This is a genomic window from Novosphingobium terrae, from assembly GCF_017163935.1.
GTDB classification, from domain to species: Bacteria; Pseudomonadota; Alphaproteobacteria; order Sphingomonadales; family Sphingomonadaceae; genus Novosphingobium; species Novosphingobium terrae.
In genome coordinates, this window is sequence record NZ_JABVZR010000002.1 from 1,171,547 (window position 1) to 1,192,312 (window position 20,766).

Here is a 20,766-nt window from a genome sequence, read left to right on the forward strand (position 1 = left end):
GATAGGATAGACGCTGGCCTGTTCCGACCTTCGCGAATTTGCAAGTTTGCCCAAATTGCCAAAACGAGCAAGGCGAGGAGAGTGAAATTGGCGCAGAAAGTTTACATCACTTGCGCGGTGACGGGCAGTTCACCCATGCCCAACCATCCCAACTTCCCGTTCCGCCCCGATCACGTCGCGCAGGAAGCGCTGGCGGCCGCTCAGGCCGGGGCCTCGATCATCCACCTCCATGTGCGTGACCGTGAAACCGGCAAGCCCTCGCAGGCGCTGGCGGATTATCAGGAGGTCGTCGGGCTGATTCGCGAAAAGAACCGCGATGTCATCCTCAACGTCACCACCGGCCCCGGCTGCACCTGGATGCAGAGCGATGAAGATCCCGCCGTCTGCGCCGAAGGCACGCTGATGTTCACCGCCGAGCGGCGCCTTGAACATATCCTCGATCTCAAGCCCGACATGTGCACGCTCGACATCTGCACCATGCAGCTGTGGGGCGGCGTGGCGATCAACCTCGATCCGATGATCACCCGCATGGGCCACATGATCCAGGAGGCGGGCGTGCTGCCCGAAATCGAGTGCTTCGAGGCGGGCGATTTCGTCTTTGCCGATGATCTGATGGCCAAGGGCGCCATTCCCGGGAACGCGCCCTTTTCCTTCGTGCTGGGCACCAAATACGGCCTGCCCGCCACACCCGAGGCGATGATCTATTCGGCCAATCAGATCCCGCGCGGCGCGGCCTTCACCGGCTTTGGCGTCAGCCGCCATTCCTATCCCATGGCGGCGCAATCGGTGCTGCTGGGCGGGCATGTGCGCGTCGGCTTCGAGGACACGATCTTCCTGCGCAAGGGCCGCATGGCGCCCGACAATGCCGCCCATGTCAACTGGGCCGTGGAGCTGATCGAACGCATGGGCGCCGAAGTCTCCAGCGCGGGGGAAACGCGCGACCTGCTGGGGCTGGAGAACCACGCCTACGCATAAAAATCTGCGCATGACCTACGGATACACGTGAAAACACGCGATCGAGGGAGAGAGACAATGACAGAGGTAGCAGGACGCACCGCCTTTATCACCGGTGGCGGATCAGGCGTGGCGCTGGGGCAGGCGAAGGTCTTTGCCCGCGCCGGCTGCAAGGTGGCCATCGCCGACATCAGGCAGGACCATCTCGACGAGGCCATGGCCCATTTCGCGGGCACGGGCGCGCAGGTGATGCCCATCCACCTCGACATCACCGACCGCGATGCTTACGCCCGCGCCGCCGATGCGGTGGAAGCGCAGCTGGGCCCGGTCGATCTGCTGTTCAACACGGCGGGCGTCTCGCATTTCGGCGCCATTCAGGACGCCACCTTTGATGATTGGGACTGGCAGATCGATGTCAATCTGCGCGGTGTCATCAACGGCATCCGCACCTTCCTGCCGCGCATGATCCAGCGCGGCAAGGGCGGCCATATCATCAACACCGCCTCCATGTCGGCCTTTGTCGCGCTGAAAGGCACGGGCATCTATTGCACCACCAAGATGGCCGTGCGCGGCCTGACCGAAACGCTGGCGCAGGATCTGCAGGGCACCGGCATCGGCGTGTCCCTGCTCTGCCCCGGCGCGGTCAACACCAACATCCATGAGGCGCTGCTGACCCGCCCCGCCCATCTGGCAGACACCGGCTATTATCAGGCCGGGCCAGAGATGTTCGGCCATCTCAAAAAGGTGATCGAGGTGGGCATGGAGCCCGAAACGTTGGCCGAACATGTGCTGAAAGGCGTGCGCGACAACCAGCTCTACATCCTGCCCTATGCCGAATTCCGGGGCACGCTGGAGGAGATCCACGCCCGCGTCATGGCCTCTGTGGCCCATCCGCAGGACGATCCCGACTATGACCGCCGCGTCGCCCATGGCGTGCCGGGCGGCGAAACCCGCAAGGAGGCCGTGGCATGAACAGCATCTGCATGGATTACGACACGCGGGTTCGCGCCCGCGTCGTCGCCCTCGACCATTATGATGTGGTGGTGGCCGATCTGGACCGCAGCGAGGCTTTCTACCGCGATGTGCTGTCGCTTGAGAGCTATGCGCCGCCGCCGCCCCTCTGCCGGGACACCACGCGCTGGGTCTATGACGATGCCGAGCGGCCCATCCTCCACCTCAACACAAGCGATACGCCGCATGTGGTCACCCGCCGCCTGCGCCCGGGGCCGACCGGGGCGCTGCATCACATCGCCCTGCGCTGCGAGGGCTTCGACGACATCCGCGAAAGGATCGAGAAACGCGGCTTGCCCTATGAAACCACGCTGATCCACTCGATCGGCCTGAGGCAGATCTTCGTGCATGATCCGGATGGCGTGCTGCTGGAGCTGAACTTCTTCGACGATTGAACGGGCGGCACGGCACCCGCCGAACCGCGCCTAAACCGTCAGCGTGCCCAGCAGGCCGCCATCCACCGCGATGCTCTGTCCGGTGACATGCGAGGCCGCGTCCGACAGCAGAAAGGCGGCCACGGCAGCCAGCTCCTGCGCGCTGCCGGTGCGGCCTTGCGGCACCTTGGCGGCCAGCTGCTGCAAGGCGTCGTGGGGCAGGCCCGACAGCATCTCGGTCTCGATAAAGCCGGGCACCACGCAGTTGCAGCGCACGCCAAAGGGCGCCGCTTCCAGCGCGATGGCGCGCGCCAGCCCCAGCACGGCATGTTTGGAGGCCACATAGGCGACATTGTTGGCCATGCCCCGCTCGCTGGCGAGGCTGCCGGTCACCAGGATCGCCCCGCGCCGCCGCGCCTTCATCACGGGCAGCACCCGCGCCACGGCATGGAAAGGCGCGAGCAGATTCACCGCCAGCACCCGTGCGAAAGCATCGGGCGGATAGGCCTCGGCAGGGGCGAAGGTGCCCCCGGTCCCGGCGTTGAGGAACAGGCCGTCGATGGGACCGGCCTGCGCGACAGCAGCGTCAAGCGCCGCGCCAAGCGCATCCTCATCGGCCACATCCACCGCCTGCCACTGCGCAGGCGCGCCCAGCCGCGCGGCCAGAGCCTCCAGCCGGTCCGCGCGGCGCGCCAGCAGCGTGACCCTCGCGCCCAAGGCGGCGACATGTTCGGCGGTGGCCTCGCCAATGCCGCTCGATGCGCCGGTGATCACGATATGATGGCCGGTGAACTCCATCATGACGCCAGCCCCAGCACGCGCGCGGCATTGTCCTTCATGATGCGGGGCAGCACGGTTTCCTTGAAGCCGATGGTGCGGGCCGCCTCGATCCAGGCATCGGGGCGGATCAGGGGGAAATCGGAGCCGAACATCATCTTGTGCGCCAGCTGGCCATTGGCATAGCGCACGATCTGCGGCGGGAAATAGCGCGGGCTCCAGCCCGAGAGGTCGATGAAGACATTCTCCTTGTGGAGCGCCATCGACAGGCTTTCATCCACCCATGGCCAGCCGGGATGGGCAAGGATGACCTTCATCTCGGGAAAATCCACCGCCACATCGTCGATCAGCATCGGCTGCCCATATTTGAGCCGCATGCCCCCGCCCCCGCGCATCCCCGTGCCCATCCCCGAATGGCCGGTGTGAAAGATCGCGGGCAGGCCATGCTCGGCAATGACCTCATAGATGGGATAGCCCACACGGTCGGCGGGGTGGCAGTCCTGCGCGATATGGTGGAATTTGAAGCCGCGCACCCCGTGGTTTTCCACCAGATCGCGGGCCTCACGCGCACCCAGCCGGCCCTTGCGCGGATCGATCGAGGCGAAGGGCAGGCAGATGTCGGCATGGGCGGCGGCGAAATCGGCCACCTCGTAATTGGAGATGCGCCGGGCGCCCATCCCGCTCTCGGCATCGACGGTGAAGAGGCAGAAGGCGATGTTCTGCGCGCGGTAGATCTCCGCGATCTCCGGCATTTTGGGCCGGGCGCGCGGCGCCTTGAAATAGGCCGAGGCAGCATCGAAAAACTGGCCCATCACCGGGTCCTCCGGATCATGGCACGACACTTCGGCATGCACATGCATGTCGATGGCCGTCAGGGCGGCAAGATCGATCGTCACCTGCCGCCCGCCTTGTCCGATGTCTTCTCCGGCGCCTTCTCCAGAGCCTTGTCCTCATTGGCGCGATGGATGATGTATTGGCGCACCGCCTCGATCTCCTGCGCCGACATCACGTCAGCCCAGCCGACCATGCCATTGCTTTTCAGAGCACCGTCATGGACCACCGTCTGGAAGGCGGCCTTGTCCCCGATCAGGGCCGAGCGGCGCAGATCGGGCAGCAACCCGCCGCCCACCGCCGCATCGCCATGGCAGGTGCCGCAATAGCGCCCATAGCGATAGGCCCCCGCGCTCAGCTGCTGCGGCGTGCCGGTGAAGGCGGGCGGATCGAGCGGCAGCTGCGCCAGCTGCGGCGCGGGCGGCAGTTTGGCGGTGCCGCCCAGCTTGAAGACCAGCAGGCGGCTGATGTTGCGCACCGGCCCGCCCGATTGCGAGATCACGCCGCCGGGCGCCAGCGCCCAGATACCGCCCCAGCCCGCCACCACGGCGAGATATTGCGTGCCGCCCACCTTATAGGTGATCGGCGGGGCGACGACACCGGTCTGCACCGGATAGGACCAGAGTTTCTGGCCCGTATCCGTGGCATAGGCCGCCATCTCGCTGCGCATGTTGCCCTGAAACACCAGCCCGCCATCGGAGGCCAGCAAACCGCCATTGTTGGCGCTGGGGAAGGTGACCCGCCAGCGCTCTTTCTGCGCAACGGGGTCCCAGGCGATCAGCGCGCCCTTGGTGGCCTGCGCCGCCGCCGCGCGCACCTTGGCATCGGCGGGCATGGAGCCTGCCGACATGTCGACACCGGTGTTGAAGCCCTTGGCCTCATGCTTCCAGTTCTTGTCCGGGAAATAGGGGAAAGCGGCGAGCTGGGCCGGGATGAAGACCAGCTTCTCCTTGGGGTCCCACGCCATCGGGTGCCATGAATGCGCGCCCCCCGCGCCGGGCGACCCGATGAAGGGCTTGCCGGTCTTGTAATAGCGGGCTTCCGGGTTTTCGTTCGGGCGGCCGGTCTTCGGGTCCAGCCCGGTGGCCCAATTGGCGGGCACGAAATTCTTGCCCGAAATGAACTCGCCGGTCTTGCGGTCGATCACGTAGAAAAAGCCATTCTTGGGCGCCTGCATCAACACCTTGCGCACCTTGCCGTTGATGGTCAGGTCGGCCAGAATGATGTGCTGGGTGGCGGTGAAATCCCAGGTTTCGCCCGGCGTCGTCTGGAAATGCCAGACATATTCGCCGGTCCTGGGCCGGATCGCCACGATCGAGGACAGATACAGATTGTCACCCTTGCCTTCCGAGCGGATGCCCTGATTCCACGGGCTGCCATTGCCGACGCCGATGTAGAGCAGGTCCAGCTCCGGATCATAGGCCATGGAATCCCAGACGGTGCCGCCCCCGCCCTGCTTCCACCATTGCCCGGCCCAGGTCTTTTCCGCATCCTTCAGGTATTTGGCCGAATTGTTGCCCGGCTGATCGGGCACGGTGTAAAAGCGCCAGTCCTGCTTGCCGGTCTGCGCATCATAGGCGGTGATATAGCCGCGCACGCCCATCTCCGCGCCGCCATTGCCGATGATCACCTTGCCATCGATCACGCGCGGCGCGCCGGTGATGGTATAGGGTTTGGACTGGTCGACCGTCACCACGCTCCACGCCACCTTGCCGGTCTTGCGGTCAAGCGCAATCAGCCGACCATCGAAAGTGCCGAGGAACACCTTGTCCCCCCAGGCACCCAGCCCGCGGTTGACCACATCGCAGCAGCCCTTCACCCCGCTGTCACCGGGAACATGCGGGTCAAAACTCCACTGCTCCTTGCCCGTCACGGCATCATAGGCGCGCACCTTGGACCAGGCGGTGGTGATGTAGATCGTGCTGTCGATCACCAGCGGCGTGGATTCCTGACCTCTGGCCGTGTCGAGGTCGGAATACCACGCCAGCCCCAGATCCTTGACGTTCTGGCGGTTGATGTCGGTCAGCGGGGAATGGCGCTGTTCGTCATAGGTGCGGCCGTTCGACAGCCAGTCGCTGTCCGTGCCCTGAGCAATCAGCTGGCCGGTCACACCCTGCGCCGCCCCGGCCCCGGGCTTCTCCGCAGATCCGCCACCGCACCCTGCCAGCATCAGGCAGCCGCCCGCCATCAACGCCAGCCAGACATTCGAACGCCTCGCGATCATCATTCTCTTCCCGAACATCGGCCTCGCAGCGGGCCGGTTGCTGTCTGGTGTAGGGCCTAAAAAAGCCGTGTCATCCCCAGCGGTTGATTTCCGGCCCCGGTGCCCAGACGCCGCGCGGATCGCCCTGATGCTGCGCCAGAGCCTCCGAAACGCTGGGCCGCGCACGGACCCGGGCCAGCCAGGCCGCCGTCAGCGGCTTGCCCGCGAAGGCTTCGGGCAGGATCGGCTCCATCCCGGCCAGCCAGGCATAGGTTTCGAAATCGGCGATCGTCAGCGCGCCCATCAGCCAGTCGCGGCCATCGGCCAGCTTGGTCTCGCAGCGCTCGACCGCCTGGGCGACCTTGACGCGGCTGTCCTCGACCTGTGCGGCATCGACCGCGCCATCGCGCAGCACCTGCCAGCGGGCGCGCAGATCGGCGCTGGCGATGCGGTCCGTCATCGCGTCAAACGCCCCATCATCCATTGCTGCCAACACCGGGCGCGAAGTGTCCAGATTGCCGAGCAGCGCCGCCGCCGGCGACAGGCGCTCGGTGATCTGACGGCACCACATCATCATTTCCCAGTGCTGGTAAGGGTCACTGGGCTGAAGCGAGGAAACATCCGACAGCTCATCGAGGAACTGGGCGAGGAAGACCGATTCCGTCATCGCCTCGCCGTCCACCACCAGCACGGGGCCCTCGCCCTCGATCCCCATGTCGCGCGCCAGCGGCTCGCTCACGCCGGGCAGGCCATGGCGCTCACCCGCGAGCAGGTCGATCGGGCGGCGCTCCGCGGCGATCCCCGTTTCGCCCAGAGCCGCCAACACCGCCAGCGACGGCCCATTGGGCGCGCCGTGATACAACACCATCGCCATCAGATCCGCTCCTGCTCAAGAATGGAGACACGTTTCACCATATCGGTGCGGCCCAGCGCCCAGCAGGCCTTGACCGCCGGACGGGCATAGATCGCCCGCAACCAGCGCAGCAGGTTCGGGGTCTTCTGATCGTTGGACAGATGCGGCTGCGACAGCGGAATGGCATAGGCCAGATTGAACCCGTTGATATCGGCCAGGCTGTAGTCATCGCTGCCCAGCCATTCGCGCTTGCCCAGCTCCGCCTCCAGCAGTTCGATGCCCAGCGCCACACGGCGCTGGCTTTCGGCCATTTCCGCCTCGGAGAAGGTGCCATGGATCGCCTTGCGCCATGATACGCGCCGTTCGGGCAGGGGAATGCGCTCGATGGCGGCTTCCAGCTCCGCCGGATCGCGCTGGCGCACCATCGGGCCGACAAAGACGCTCCAGCCGATCATGGAGAAGCTGGGGGCCAGCCACTGGTCCATGAATTTCATCCACCAGCGCACCCGCCAGCGATCACGGGCATCCTCGGGCATCAGGGCCGGGCCGCTGAATTCCTCATTCACATATTCCATGATCGCCGTGCTTTCGACCAGCACCCGGCTGCCATGAGTCATCGCCGGGATGGTGCCCTGCGGGTTGATCGCCAGATACTCCGGGCGATGCTGGTCGAAGCGGAGCATGTCGATGTAATGGCTGTCGAAGGCGACGCCCTTTTCCATCAGCGCCAGCATCGGTTTTCCCGAATTGGCGTTGGGCTCCCAGTGGTAAAGTGTCACATCAGCCATCCGGCCTGTCTCCCTTCGAATGGTCGGTTCCGCCTGTCGGCCCCGGTCGTTGGACCGGCACCGACAGCATGACGGATCAGAAGTGCTTCTGGATGCTCAAAGCCACCTCGCGCGGGCGGCCCACGGTGCTGTATCCCGTCCCTGCGGAGGCATAGACAGCGGTGAAGCGCAGCGGCAGCAGATAGTATTTGTTGAAAAGATTCTGCACCTCGAAGGAAATCGCCAGATCCTGCTTCTGGTTCTTCCAGGTCAGGCGGGCATTTCCCAGCGCATAGGGCGGGTTGTAGTCGACCGGCGATGTGGCGGTCAGGCGCCCGATGTTCTGCTTGTCGACATAGGACATATCGAAGCGCGGTGTGATCGAGCCATTGGACCCCAGATCGGCGCGATACTGGATGCCGAAGCTGCCTCGCCAGTTGGGCGTGGTGATCGGGTCGCCGATCTGGATGCTGCCGCCCACCACATTGCTGATGCGATCCCAGGCACCGCTGATCCAGCTGAGCGAACCATCGATGTCGAGGCCACGCACCGGGGTGGCGCTCAGCTCTGCTTCAAGCCCGTACATATGGCCGTCGCCGGCATTCTGCACCGCCGCGCAGGTGTTGGTGTCCGTGCCGACCGGCACCTGATCCAGGACCGAGCAATCCGCGATGGGAAGCTGGATGTTCTTGTAATCATTGTAGAAGCTTGACAGGTTCAGGCGCATCTTGCGGTCGAACAGATTGGTCTTCAGACCCACCTCATAAGCGGTCAGCGTTTCGGGGCCGAAGGCGCCGTTGATCGCCTGCAGGGCGGTGAAGGGGCGGGCCACCACGCCGCCGCCCTTGAAGCCGGTGCTGACCGTGGCATAGGCCATGACCGCCGGGCTGAAGCGGTAATCCGCAGACACGCGCCAGTCCACACGCTGGCCGTTGTAGACCGCCTCCACGCCATTGAGCTTGCCCACGCCAAAGGCATCGTTGAGCACGCCGCCGGTCAGGTTCTGGCGCACAAAGGTGTAATCCTTGTGCTCGCTGGTGTAGCGCAGGCCGCCCGTCAGCGTCAGCGCCGGAGCCGGGTGGAGGATGACCGTGCCGAAGCCCGCCTTGCTGTTGGCATTGACCGGATCATTGCCCTGGAACTGCAGATCGCAGACGCCAAAGCCGCCGCAATAGGCATAGTCGATGTAGCGAATATCCTGCCGCGTGAAGTACAGCGTCTTCTGCGTGCTGAAGAAGCCGCCCACCGTCCATTCCGCAAAGCTGCCGATCTTGCCCGACAGGCGCGTTTCCTGGCTGAAGAAGCGGAAATGGATGTCATTGTAGCCCGCGCCGACAATATTCGGGTCCGGCGTGAAGTCATCATCGGTGCCGAAGGTCTGGTGATACTTGCGATAGGCGGTGATCGACTGGAACGACAGCGACGGGCTGAGGGTGTAGTTCAGATTGCTCGACACGCCCCAGCCGGTGAACAGCGTCTTGTTGGGCATATAGTAGGGCTGCGCGACCTGGCCGCCAGCCGGCACGTAGAAGTTCGCATAGGTGCAATAGCGCCCGCAGATGAAGTTGATGCCATTGGTCTTGGCCGTGTTGTCGATGGTCAGGACGTTGGCGGCATTGGTCTGATGTTCGCGCGTGCTGTCACCGATGACCACCCAGTCGAGCTTGTCATTGGGTTGATAGCGGATCGAACCGCGCACGCCGGTGTAGTTTTTCTCGCCCAGCTTGTCAGTGACGCAGTTGGAGGGCGTCGAGGGATTGGCGGTGATGCCCAGGCTGTTGCCGGGATGGGCACAGCCATAATCGACCTGGTTGATGTAACCGTCCTGCTGCTTGTGAACCGCGGCGATGCGGACATAGAGATTGTCGGTCAGCGCAAAATTCGCGCTGCCGCGCAGATCGATGCGGTTGCGCGAGCCATAGGCGACCTCAAGCGAGCCGCTGTCCTGCGGCTGCGGCTTGACCGAGAACAGCTTGATCGCGCCGCCGATCGAGTTGCGCCCCGTCAGCGTGCCTTGCGGGCCGCGCAGCACCTCCACGCGGTCGAGATCGAGCAGATCCATGATCGAGCCGGTCAGGCTGGCGTAATAGACATCATCCACATACATGCCCACGCCCGGTTCATAGGCCGGGTTGAAGTCATACTGGCCGATGCCGCGGATGTAGACGGCCATCGAGGAGCCGAAGGCGCCGCCCATCTGGGTCAGCTGCACATTGGGCGCCTGCGCGGCGATCTGCGAGATATCGGTCTGATTGCGCGAGGTCAGCAGCTTGGAATCGATCGCGGTGATCGCCAGCGGCGTGTCCTGCAGCTTCTGGTTGCGGAACTGCGCCGTCACGATGATGTCGCGATCCGTTGGCCCCTGTTCGGCCTTGGCATCCTGCGGCGCTTCCCCCTGAGCGGACGGGGCCGGCGCGGCCTGATCCTGTGCCATGGCCGGCGTGGCCAGCACGATGGCAAGGCATGAAGCGGAAAAAAGCGCGCCACGCAGGCGTGCGGTTTTGGTGATGCGCATCTCGGCCCTCTCCTGAACCTGCGCCGGCACATTGTTCTGCCTGACGCTTCCCGATCGCCGTGACCAGCGATGATTTTGTTTGTATGGCATACAATATTGCGATGACAAGAGCGTTGTAACATCTGATAGCGAATTTCGTGAAAGCCTGGGGGAAACGCCTTGCCTGGCGCTCATGCCCGTTCCGGTTTTCCTGCCACCAAAAGGCCATCATCATTCTGATAAAATAAAGGAAAATAGCATGGACGTCGAAATCGCCTATGTGGCGCGCACCGGACAGCCGATGGCCTATCGCGCGAATGATTCGTCGCGCGATACGATCGCTCTCGCCGCCCGGACGATGCCGATCACCGATATGCGCGGGGTACAAACCAGTCTGGATTCGCAAGGCTTCGAGCTGACACCCCACACCAGCGCGATCAGAGATTTCGGCATGATTTCAGATGTTCAGGATCAGCATCGCGCGGAGATCACCGCCCTGATCACCGGGCTGACTCAGGCCGATCTGGTGGTGGTGACCGGGCAAGGCGTTCGCCGATTCGCGGAACGCTCGCAACTGTCGGGCCAGCTCGACAATTCGCGCCCGGCCCGCTTTGCCCATGTCGATGTGTCGAGTCGCACCGCGCTGGACTTCAGCCACCGGTCGGCACCGGCAGACCGGCCCTCCCCGCGTCGAAGCGCGCATTATAATGTATGGCGTGCAACGTCCGGCATGCCTCAGGATGTCCCCCTCGCCCTGTGCGATGCAAGGTCCGTCTCCCCCGACGACCTGCTGCCCGCCCAGGCGATTTTCGACCGCGACGGCGTCGATCTGTGGTCCTTCGAGGGGTTGGTGCTGGCCCATTCACCGCGCCATCGCTGGCACTGGTTCAGCGATATGACGCCAGACGAAGTCATCGTGTTCAAGACCCATGACAGCGACCCCGAACGCGCCTGCTGCGTGCCGCATGTCGCCTTTGACAACCCGCTGGCCCCGCCCGGAACGCCGCCGCGCGCCTCGATCGAAATGCGCGCCATCGCCTACTGGTTCTGAAACGGCAGCGGGCGCCATGGTGCAGCATTGACAAGCGCCCCATCAGCTGAAATCATAACGATCGTTATTAATTATAGACCTCACAGCGAGGCGGCGGAGCGAGATGGACTTGGAAGGCAGAAACAGCGTCGCCCTTTCCGATGCAGCGCCCATGGGGCGCCGTGGCAGGGAAAGGCAACAGCCATGACCCCATCGCGCCCGCAACCGGCCGTGCAGGCCAGGCGCCAGTTCGAGGCCGCCCTCGGCGCGGCCAATGTCTTCTTCGACGACACGGATATCGCGGCCTATCAGGACAAATTCGCCATCGATGACGAGGCGCATCACCCCGCCGGCGCCGTCGCCCCCGCCACGGTGGAGGAGATTCAGGCGGTGGTGCGCATTGCGCGCGAACATGGCATCGCGCTCTGGCCGATCAGCCGGGGCAAGAATCTGGGCTATGGCGGCAGCGCGCCGCTGCTGGCCGGTTCGGTCGTGCTGGACCTCTCACGCATGAAGAAGATCGACTATGACGAGGCCAATGGCACCGTCCTGCTCGAACCCGGCGTGGGCTTTTATGACCTCTACGATTTCCTGCAACAGCGCGGCCTGAAACACTGGCTTTCCACCCCGGGCAATTCCTGGGGCTCGGTGGTCGGCAATGCGCTGGATCGCGGCGTCGGCTATACGCCCTATGGCGAAAACACCAGCAAGATCTGCGGGATGGAGGTGGTGCTGGCCGATGGCACGCTGGTGCGCACCGGCATGGGGGCGCTTTCCGGATCGCCCACATGGCAGCTCTATCGCTATGGCTTTGGCCCGTGCTGGGATCAGCTTTTCGTGCAGTCCAACTTCGGCATCGTCACCAAGATGGGCCTGTGGCTGATGCCCGAGCCGGAATCGCTGATGGGCATGGATGTGGAGTTCGACCATCCCGACGATCTGGGCCCGCTGATCGATGCCATTGCCCCCCTGCGCCGCGAGGGGCTGCTCCAGCAATCGCCGACCATCGGCAACTGGCTGCGCGCCGCCGCCGTGCTGACGACGCGCGACCAATGGACAAAGGAGCCCGGCGCTTTGAGCGACAGCGTGATCAAGGCGATCCGCGACAAATACAAGGTTGGCTGGTGGGGCGTGAGCCTGCGGCTCTATGGGCGCGAAAGCGTCAACAAGGCAGCCTATGCCGTGCTGGAAGAGGCCATGAACCGCCTCAAGCCGATGAGCCTGCGCCCCACCGTCTGGAAGCGCGGCGAGCCGCTGGAATATTCGGGCTGGACGGGCACGCCCATCACCTTCCCGATGCAGAACGCCAACTGGCACGGCGGGCGCGGCGGGCATATCGGCTTCTCGCCGGTGCTGCCCCAATCCGGCAGCGCGGCGATGGCGCAGTTCAAGCGCACTTATGAACGCTATCGCGAATATGGCATGGATTATCAGGCCAGCTTCGCCTTTGGCGAGCGCCATCTCATCAACGTCAACGCCGTTCTGCTGAACAAGGACGATCCCGCGATGATGAAAAAGGTCGATCCCTTCCTTCACGCTCTGGTGGCCGATGCCAAAGCCCATGGCTATGGCGAGTATCGCACCCATCTCGACTATATGGATCTGGTCGCCTCGACCTATGATTTCAACGATCATGCGCTGCGCAAACTCAATGAGCGGGTGAAGACCGCGCTCGACCCGACAGGCGTGATCGCGCCGGGCAAGAGCGGCATCTGGCCCGCCTCCGCGCGGCGGGGTGCAGCATGAGGCGCGGCAGAATCGCGCTGGTCGGCGCGCTGGCGCTGATGGCGATCTGCGGCGGCGCGCGCAGCGAGCCGCCCCATGGCCCGCCACCCGCTCCACCCCCGGTGACGCAGGCCTCGCGCCCGCATGCCGGACCCGGCGAAAGGCTTTTCGTGGAGAAATGCGCGATGTGCCATGGCCCCAACGGCATGGGCACAGGCCTGCTGGCGCGGCGCACGGAGCAGCCCCTGCTGGAAAAGCGCCAGGATCTGACGGCGGATTTCGTGACACAGGCCGCAAGGGCGGGCATCGGCAACATGCCCGCCATACCGCGCGGCGAAGTCAGCGATGCGCAGATGGCGGCGATCGCCGCCTATCTGGCCAAACCCGCGGGGCAGCCATGACGGCGCTCACCCGCCGCCGCCTGATGGCTGTCGCTGCCGGTTCGGCGCCGCTGATCGCGCTGGGCAACCCTGCCAAAGCCTTGGCGGCAAAGGGCAATGTCCTGCTGGTGCATGATGACACGCTGCCCGCCGCCCGGCGCTTTGCCATGCGGGCCCGGCTGCTGGGCCTGCCCTCGCAGGCGCTGGAGGGGGATCGCGTGCCTCTTTTCCGCCGCTGGCTGGCGCCGCGCCCGGCGCTGGTCTTCGGCATGACCCGCCACGCCGACCGCCTGCTGCTGGCCGAAATCGCGCGCGAGATGGGCTATGAGGATCTGGCCGCGATCCAGCATCGCAAGGGACGGGATACGCTGATGCAAGGCAACCGCGCCCTTGCCTCGCTGAGCGAGACGGCCGGCCCATGCTGGCCCGAGGCTTTCGCGCAATGGGCAACCGGAGCCGGCAGCAAAACCGTGCCCCCTGCCCTCCACGCTCAGGCCGAACCGGGTTTCAGCTGGGTGCTGCGGAACAAGGCATGACGGGCCGGGCGCAACAACGCCCGGCACCACCTCATTCAGCGCCTGATGATCAAGGATTCCGGGCGCTTGCGCGGCACCCATTCGCCCTTGCCGGGAAAGTTCTTCAACACCTCGCCATCCCACAGCCGCACCGTGCGCCGCTGGAACCGCCAGCGCCCATCGCCACCCTTGACGGCGTGATCGTCATACCAGCCGGTGAAGCGCAACACATAGGGCGGCTCGCCCTCGCATTCGGTGACGAAGGCAAAGGCGCGCATCTTGACCGAGCCATCCTTCTGCGGGCGATACTGGATCTGGGTGACATGGTGCTGGCGGCCGGGAAAGCCGGGGGCATTGCGATAATGCTCGGCGATGCCCCGGATGCCCTCATGGCCCTCCCAGATGTCGGGGTCCTCGAAGACCTCCTCCACCATGCGGGCATCGGGCGTGAAGCACGCCACCAGCCCTTCGACATCGCCGGTATCAAGGGCCCAGCTGTAATCGGCGATAAGGTCCTGCAGCGCGAGACGGTCTTCGATGGACAGCGGCAAGGTCATACTCTCCTGTTTGCTTCTCTTGACCTGATCATAACATTCGTTACTGTTATCGACAAGCCATCCGACAAGAATCGAACGGCAAGAAGAGAGGGATTGTGGGCAAGATCATCGTCACCGGCGCATCGGGCGCCTTTGGAAGTGCCGCGGCACACTTGCTGCTTCAACGCTGCGCGCCGCAGGATCTGATTTTCCTGACCCGCATGCCAGAGAAGCTCAAGCACCTCTCTCAGGCGGGCGCCGATGTCCGCGCCGCAGACTTCGACGATCCCGCCTCGCTGCGCATGGCCATGGCGGGCGGCGAAAGGATGCTGCTGATCAGCACCGCGCGCGTGGGCACCCGCGTCGGCCAACATCGCCATGCGGTGGAGGCGGCAGTGGCGGCGGGCCTGCGCCATATCGTCTACACCTCGCTGATCGCCGCCGATGCGCCCGACAACCCCGCCATCGTTAAACATGACCATCGCGCCACCGAACAGATCATCGAAGCCTCCGGTCTGCAATGGACTCATTTGCGTGACAGCCAATATGCCGAGGCCATCGCGCTGGCCATGGTGATCCCCGCGCTGGCCAGCGGCCACAAGCCCGACAATTGCGCCAACGGCAAGGTGGCCTTCGTCAGCCGTGACGATTGCGTGGCCTCGGCGGTGGCGGTGCTCACGCAGGAAGGGCACGGCGGCAAGGCCTATACGCTCACCGGCCCGGATCTGATCTCGGTGCCCGAAGCGCTGGCCATGGCCAGCGCCATCGCGGGCAAGCCGATCAGGGTCGAACAGGTCGATGACGACGCCATGTTCGCCTATTTCGATTCCCTGGGCGTTCCCCGCCACGCCTCGGACATCGTGCCGGACGGGCCGATCCCCTGGTCCAGCGACGATATGGTCACCTTCGGCACCGCAATCCGCGAGGGCTTCTTCGCCTGCCGCACCGATCACGTCGAGCGCCTGACCGGCGTGCCGCCCCGCGCCCTGCGCGATGTCATGACCCAATATGCCGGAGCCTGGCCGCAATGAGCCGCAAAACCCACGCCAGCGCGCTGCTCCTCGCCCTGCTTGCCGGCTGCACCAGCCACAAACCAGCAGAAGGCACCGGCGACAACTGGCCCTCCCCCAAGGGCAACGCCGATGCGACGCATTTCTCCGCCCTGACCGACATCGACAAGACCAATGTCGCGCGCCTCGGCGTGGCCTGGACCTATGATCTGGGCACGGCCCGGGTGCAGGAAGCCACGCCTGTGGTGATCGACGGGGTGATGTACACCAGCGGCAATCTGGGGCGCGTCTATGCGCTGGATGCGGCCAGCGGCAAACCGCTGTGGACCTTCGAGCCGCCGGTGGACATGCAGGCCAACCGCTCGGCCTGCTGCGATCAGGCCAACCGGGGCGTCGCCGTCGCCGGGGGCAAGGTGCTGGTGGGCACGCTCGATGGCTGGCTCTATGCGCTGGACGCCAGGACCGGCAAGGTGGCGTGGAAGGTCGATACGATCACCGATCACTCGCGCGGCTACACCATCACCGGCGCGCCCGAAGTGGCGGGCGATCTGGCCATCATCGGCAATGCCGGGGCCGAATATGACACGCGCGGCTATGTCACCGCCTATGATCTGGCGAGCGGACGGCAGGTCTGGCGCTTCTTCACCATTCCGCATGATCCCAAACTCGGCCCGCAGGAAACCCCCGAGCTGGAACAGGCCGCCAGGACCTGGGCGCCCGACAGCCGCTGGGACATCGGCGGCGGCGGCACGGCGTGGGACGCCATCAACTATGATCCGCGTTTCGACACGGTCATCATCGGCGTGGGCAATGGCGGCCCCTACAACATCATGCGTCGCTCACCGGGCGGCGGGGACAATCTGTACCTGTCCTCGCTGGTCGCGGTGGACCGCAAGACGGGCCGCGTCAAATGGCACTATCAGGAAACGCCGGGCGACGCCTGGGACTTCACCGCGACCCAGCCCATGCTCTTCACCGATCTGGAGGTGAACGGCCAGCGGCGCCCGGTGCTGATCCACGCGCCCAAGAACGGCTTCCTTTTCGTGATCGACCGGGAAACCGGCAAGCCGCTGGCCATCAACGCCCTGGTCCGCACCAGCTGGGCCAGGGGCTATGATGCCAAAACCGGGCGCGCGCAGAAGACGCCCGCAGGCTCGGCCTATTGGGAGGGGCCCAAGATCGTCTTCCCCGCCTCGCCCGGCGCGCGCAACTGGTATCCGGCGGCTTACGATCCGGATCGCAAGCTCTACACCGCCTCGGTGCTGGACATGGGCAATCTGATGTTCGCCACCCCGCCGCTCGACAAGGGCGACGGGCGGCGGCCCAAGGCGCTCAATGTGAATACGACGATGCTGTTCACCTCTGATTTGAACGCCGCTTTGCCCACGCTGCCCAAGCCGATGCAGGATCTGGTGAAAGCGCTGCCTGAGTGGAAGTGGGTGCAGAAACAGCCCTACTCTTCGCAAATTCGCGCCATGGACCCGCTGACCGGCAAGGCACGCTGGGCCGTCGACATGCAGGGCTGGCAGGATCGGCCCGGCGTGCTGGCCACGAAAACGGGGCTGATCTTCCACGGCACGCTGGGCGGCCAGTTCGTGGCGCGCGATGCCGACACCGGCAAGGTGCTCAAGTCCATCGACACCGGCAGCTCGATGCTGGCCGCGCCCATGACCTATCGCGTCAAGGGTGTGCAATATCTGGCCGTGGCGACGGGCTTTGGCGGCGGTGGCTGGGGCTATGTGCCGCGCTATTCGGCGGCTTACACCTATGGCAATGCCAACCGCCTGCTGGTCTTCAAGCTGGATGGCGCCCCGGCGAAAAAGCCCGATCCGCTGCCCCCGCTGGAGGTCGCCCCGGCGCCGCCCGCGCAGGCCGCCGGCGTCACCCCCGCCACATTGGCGCGCGGGCAGGCGGTGTTCTTCGCCAATTGCTCGATCTGCCATTCCAACCAGCCACGCGCGCCTCTGCCGGATTTGCGGCGCATGGCGCCCGGAACGCATGAAATGTTCGACAAGATCGTGCTGGAAGGCCTGTTTCTGCCTGCGGGCATGCCGCGCTGGAACGATGTGATCTCCGCGCAGGATGCCCATGCGGTCCACGCCTATCTGATCGACCAGCAGGCCAGGGTGCGCGCACGAGAACTCAAGCTGAAGGCGGCGGGCCAGCCGCTGGATGCGCCCAGCCTTGCCATCCTGTCGAACTATTGAGGAGACGCGGGATGGAGAACACAGACATCATCGTCGTGGGCGGCGGCTCGGCAGGGGCGGCCATGGCCGCCAGGCTGGCCGAAGGCGGGCTGACCGTCACGCTGCTGGAAGCGGGATGCAGCGACCGCATGCTGAAATCGCGCGTGCCCGCGCTGACCAGTTCCATCGTGCAGAACCCGCAGTTCGACTGGCGCTACACCGTCGAGCCTGATCCCTCGCTGGGCGGGCGGGCCGATGTCTGGCCGGCGGGCAAGCTGCTGGGCGGCGGCAGTTCGCTCAATGGCATGATGTTCATCCGTGGCCATCGCACGGATTATGACCAATGGGCCGAGCTTGGCGCAACAGGCTGGGATTACGCCAGCGTGCTGCCCTATTTCCGCCGCATGGAGGACAATGAGCGCGGCGCAGATGCATGGCGTGGCACCGGCGGCCCCATCGCCGTCAGCGAGAACCGCGCGCGCTACCCCATCACCGACAGCTGGATCGAGGCCGCGCAGCAGGCGGGCATCCTCCGCTCGCCCGACCTCAACGGCAAGGATGCCGAAGGGGTGGATTATGTGCAGGTCTCGCAGCGCGGCGGCCAGCGCTGCTCGACATCGCGCGGCTATCTGGAAGGCCGCGACTATGATGGCAGGCTGCGCGTGGAGCTGGAATGCCAGGTGCTGCGCGTGCTGGTCGAGGAGGGACGCGCCACCGGCGTCGTGCTGCAACAGGGCGGGCAGGAGCGGGTGCTGCGCGCGCGCCGGGGCGTGGTCCTCAGCGCGGGATCGATGAACACGCCGCGCCTGCTGATGCTCTCGGGCATCGGCCCGGCCGGGCATCTGCGCGCCATGGGCCTTCCGGTGGTGGCCGATCTGCCCGGCGTGGGCAGCAATCTTCAGGACCATGTCGGCACGCATCTGGTCAACACCGTCTCTTCGGCCACGCTCAACACCGATGCGCAGGGGCTGCGCGGCGCCTGGCAGGTGCTGCGCTATGCGCTGAGCCGACAGGGCGCGCTGACCACCGCGATCGGCCATGCGCAGGCCTTCGTCAAAAGCCGCCGGGGCCTGATCGCGCCCAATCTGCAGATTTCCTTCGCCGCCTTCGCCTTTGATTTCGACGAGATGGGGCGGCTGATGCTGCGCAAGGATTCCGCCGTCTCGACACTGATCGGGCTGATGCGCCCCAGCCATCGCGGCAGGATCACGCTGCGCTCGCCCGATCCGCTGGCCCCGCCGGTGATCGAGCACCGCCTGCTGGGCAGCGATGACGACATCGAGCAGATCGTGGAGGGCATCGCCATCGCCCGGCGCATCATGGCCGCAGCCGCCCTTGCCGGCACCGTCACCGGGGAGGTGCGCCCCGGCACCATGCTGGAGAGCCCCGAGGATCTGCGCGCCTATGTGAGGATGGCCTCCATCCCGCTGTACCATCCGGTCGGCACCGCCCGGATGGGGCGCGTGGACGATCCGCTGGCCGTGGTCGATCCCGATCTGGCCGTGCGCGGGCCCTCCGGCCTGTGGGTGGCAGACGCCTCGATCTTCCCCACACTGCCGGCGGGCAACACCAATGCCACCGCCATCATGGTCGGCGACAAGGGGGCCGATCACATCCTGCGCAGCCTCCGATAATCATGCTCCGGTCAAAGGATCGATCCCATGACACGCTTTCCCGACACCATCCATTTCACAGGCCTCAACACCCCCGTGGGCATCGAATGGTCCGCCCGCAATCTGGAGGTGATCGGCGAGATTCCTCCCGAGATCGACGGCGCCTTCTTCCGCGCCGTGCCCGATCCGGCCCATGCGCCGATGTTCGAGGATGACATCGCTCTTTCGGGCGACGGCATGATCGGCAAATTCACCATACAGGCGGGCAAGGTGGATTACGCCATCCGCTATGTCGAAACCGCGCGCTATCTGGCCGAACGCACGGCCCGGCGCGCCCTGTTCGGCCAGTATCGCAATCCCTTCACCGATGATGCCAGCGTTGCCGGGCAGGATCGCACCGTCGCCAACACCACGCCGGTCTGGCATGCGGGCCGCCTGTTCATGACCAAGGAGGACGGACTCGCCTATGAGATCGATCCCGACACGCTGGATACGCGGGGTCGCTGGGACTTTTACGGCGCGCTGAAATCGGAAACCTTCACCGCCCATCCCAGGATCGATCCCGAAACCGGCGAGATGTTCTTCTTCGGCTATGAGGCAGGCGGGCTGTGTTCGACCGATGTGGCCTATGCCATCGCCGATCGCGAGGGCAATCTGGTTTCCGAACAATGGTTCCAGCAGCCCTATTGCTCGACCATCCATGATTTCACGATCACCCAGCATTACGCCATCTTCCCGATCTTCCCCACCACCGCCGATCTCGACCGGCTCAAGGCCGGGGGCCCGCATTGGGCGCATCAGCAGGATCTGGAAAGCTGGGTGGGGATCATGCCGCGTTACGGCAAGGTCGAGGAGATGCGCTGGTTCAAGGGCCCCCGGGGCGTCTCCGCCTTCCATTTCATGAACGCCTTTGAAGAAGGCGAGCTGGTCCATCTCGACATCTGCCTGAGCGACACCAATGCTTTCGGCTTCATGCGCGAGGCAGGCGGCATCCAGCGCGCCCAGCACGAGATTCAGGGCGGGCTGACCCGCTGGACCTTCGACATGAGCCAGCCGGGCGAGGCGTTCGAATCCCGCGTCATCGGCCCTCCGGGCGATATGCCGCGCCTACGCGATGCCGATCAGGGGCGGATGTATCGCGCGGGCTGGTATCTCACGATCAATCCGCAGGGCGGCCCTCCGCTGCCCGGCGGTCCGGTGGGCGTGGCCTTCAACATGCTGATGCGGATCGAACCCGGCAATGGCCGGATCGATGCCCTGCCGCTGGGCCCCAGCATGGCGATCAACGAGCCCGTGCATGTCCCCGCCGCCGATGGGGAAGGTTGGCTGCTGGCAGTGGTCGATCAGCGCAGCGGCGAGGACAGCTTTGCCTCGGAACTCTGGGTGATCGATGCGGGTGACATCGCGCGGGGCGCCGTGGCCCGCGTGCCCATGCCGCTGCCGATGCGCGCACAGGTTCACGGCACCTGGGTTTCGGCGGCGGAGCTGGCCAAAGCCGGTTGACTCT

General features: G+C 65.2%; 18 protein-coding genes. 11 read left to right on the forward strand and 7 right to left on the reverse strand.

Annotated features, from left to right (window positions below; genetic code table 11):
- Positions 1–81: 81 nt before the first annotated feature.
- The 3 genes from HGK27_RS23420 to HGK27_RS23430 are packed head-to-tail and all read left to right on the forward strand — an operon-like array spanning position 82 to position 2,360.
- Positions 82–975 carry a BKACE family enzyme gene (locus HGK27_RS23420; protein ID WP_241127793.1) on the forward strand — a complete coding sequence of 298 codons (894 nt, stop codon included), beginning with the start codon at positions 82–84 and terminating at the stop codon, positions 973–975.
- 57 nt (positions 976–1,032) lie between these two features.
- Entirely contained in the window at positions 1,033–1,926 is an 894-nt protein-coding gene (locus HGK27_RS23425) for an SDR family NAD(P)-dependent oxidoreductase (RefSeq protein ID WP_206245291.1), read from the forward strand.
- Entirely contained in the window at positions 1,923–2,360 is a 438-nt protein-coding gene (locus tag HGK27_RS23430) for a VOC family protein (RefSeq protein WP_241127795.1), read from the forward strand. Before HGK27_RS23425 ends, HGK27_RS23430 begins: the two co-directional genes overlap by 4 nt.
- A gap of 30 nt (positions 2,361–2,390) precedes the next feature.
- Here HGK27_RS23430 and HGK27_RS23435 read toward each other — a convergent pair whose 3' ends face one another.
- The 6 genes from HGK27_RS23435 to HGK27_RS23460 form a co-directional block, all read right to left on the reverse strand.
- Positions 2,391–3,140, reverse strand: a complete 750-nt coding sequence (locus HGK27_RS23435) for an SDR family NAD(P)-dependent oxidoreductase (protein WP_206245292.1) — start codon at positions 3,138–3,140, stop codon at positions 2,391–2,393.
- The gene (locus tag HGK27_RS23440; RefSeq protein WP_274617194.1) at positions 3,137–4,012 is read right to left on the reverse strand and encodes an amidohydrolase family protein; all 876 of its coding nucleotides are present in this window, start codon (positions 4,010–4,012) and stop codon (positions 3,137–3,139) included. The genes HGK27_RS23435 and HGK27_RS23440 overlap by 4 nt, the downstream gene beginning before the upstream one ends.
- Complete coding sequence (locus tag HGK27_RS23445; RefSeq protein ID WP_407674701.1) at positions 4,009–6,174, reverse strand: PQQ-dependent dehydrogenase, methanol/ethanol family; 2,166 nt, start codon at positions 6,172–6,174, stop codon at positions 4,009–4,011. The genes HGK27_RS23440 and HGK27_RS23445 overlap by 4 nt, the downstream gene beginning before the upstream one ends.
- 67 nt (positions 6,175–6,241) lie before the next feature.
- Positions 6,242–7,024 (reverse strand): glutathione S-transferase family protein, encoded by a 783-nt coding sequence (locus tag HGK27_RS23450; RefSeq protein WP_206245293.1) that lies wholly within the window; start codon positions 7,022–7,024, stop codon positions 6,242–6,244.
- Complete coding sequence (locus HGK27_RS23455; protein WP_206245294.1) at positions 7,024–7,791, reverse strand: glutathione S-transferase family protein; 768 nt, start codon at positions 7,789–7,791, stop codon at positions 7,024–7,026. Before HGK27_RS23455 ends, HGK27_RS23450 begins: the two co-directional genes overlap by 1 nt.
- 76 nt (positions 7,792–7,867) lie before the next feature.
- Positions 7,868–10,285 carry a TonB-dependent receptor gene (locus tag HGK27_RS23460; RefSeq protein WP_206245295.1) on the reverse strand — a complete coding sequence of 806 codons (2,418 nt, stop codon included), beginning with the start codon at positions 10,283–10,285 and terminating at the stop codon, positions 7,868–7,870.
- A 238-nt stretch (positions 10,286–10,523) separates the two neighbouring features.
- On the opposite strand from HGK27_RS23460, the gene HGK27_RS23465 reads away from it, so the two are divergent.
- The 4 genes from HGK27_RS23465 (at position 10,524) to HGK27_RS23480 (ending at position 13,935) form a co-directional block, all read left to right on the forward strand.
- Complete coding sequence (locus tag HGK27_RS23465) at positions 10,524–11,315, forward strand: CmcJ/NvfI family oxidoreductase (RefSeq protein ID WP_206245296.1); 792 nt, start codon at positions 10,524–10,526, stop codon at positions 11,313–11,315.
- A 183-nt stretch (positions 11,316–11,498) separates the two neighbouring features.
- On the forward strand, positions 11,499–13,040 hold the full coding sequence (locus HGK27_RS23470; RefSeq protein WP_206245297.1) for an FAD-binding oxidoreductase: 1,542 nt from the start codon (positions 11,499–11,501) through the stop codon (positions 13,038–13,040).
- Positions 13,037–13,420: a c-type cytochrome gene (locus HGK27_RS23475; protein ID WP_206245298.1), complete on the forward strand. Its 384-nt coding sequence runs from the start codon at positions 13,037–13,039 to the stop codon at positions 13,418–13,420. Before HGK27_RS23470 ends, HGK27_RS23475 begins: the two co-directional genes overlap by 4 nt.
- The gene (locus tag HGK27_RS23480) at positions 13,417–13,935 is read left to right on the forward strand and encodes a hypothetical protein (protein WP_206245299.1); all 519 of its coding nucleotides are present in this window, start codon (positions 13,417–13,419) and stop codon (positions 13,933–13,935) included. Before HGK27_RS23475 ends, HGK27_RS23480 begins: the two co-directional genes overlap by 4 nt.
- Positions 13,936–13,970: 35 nt before the next feature.
- On the opposite strand, the gene HGK27_RS23485 is transcribed toward HGK27_RS23480, so the two are convergent.
- Positions 13,971–14,471: a nuclear transport factor 2 family protein gene (locus HGK27_RS23485; protein ID WP_206245300.1), complete on the reverse strand. Its 501-nt coding sequence runs from the start codon at positions 14,469–14,471 to the stop codon at positions 13,971–13,973.
- Positions 14,472–14,566: 95 nt separating this feature from the next.
- Here HGK27_RS23485 and HGK27_RS23490 point away from each other — a divergent pair, with 95 nt between their 5' ends.
- From HGK27_RS23490 to HGK27_RS23505, 4 genes are read left to right on the forward strand one after another with little or no spacing between them, the layout of a single operon-like run.
- Positions 14,567–15,481, forward strand: a complete 915-nt coding sequence (locus HGK27_RS23490; RefSeq protein ID WP_206245301.1) for an NAD(P)H-binding protein — start codon at positions 14,567–14,569, stop codon at positions 15,479–15,481.
- Entirely contained in the window at positions 15,478–17,667 is a 2,190-nt protein-coding gene (locus HGK27_RS23495) for a PQQ-dependent dehydrogenase, methanol/ethanol family (protein ID WP_206245302.1), read from the forward strand. Before HGK27_RS23490 ends, HGK27_RS23495 begins: the two co-directional genes overlap by 4 nt.
- Before the next feature lie 11 nt (positions 17,668–17,678).
- Entirely contained in the window at positions 17,679–19,280 is a 1,602-nt protein-coding gene (locus HGK27_RS23500; RefSeq protein WP_206245303.1) for a GMC family oxidoreductase, read from the forward strand.
- 27 nt (positions 19,281–19,307) lie between these two features.
- Entirely contained in the window at positions 19,308–20,762 is a 1,455-nt protein-coding gene (locus HGK27_RS23505) for a carotenoid oxygenase family protein (protein ID WP_206245304.1), read from the forward strand.
- Positions 20,763–20,766: the final 4 nt, after the last annotated feature.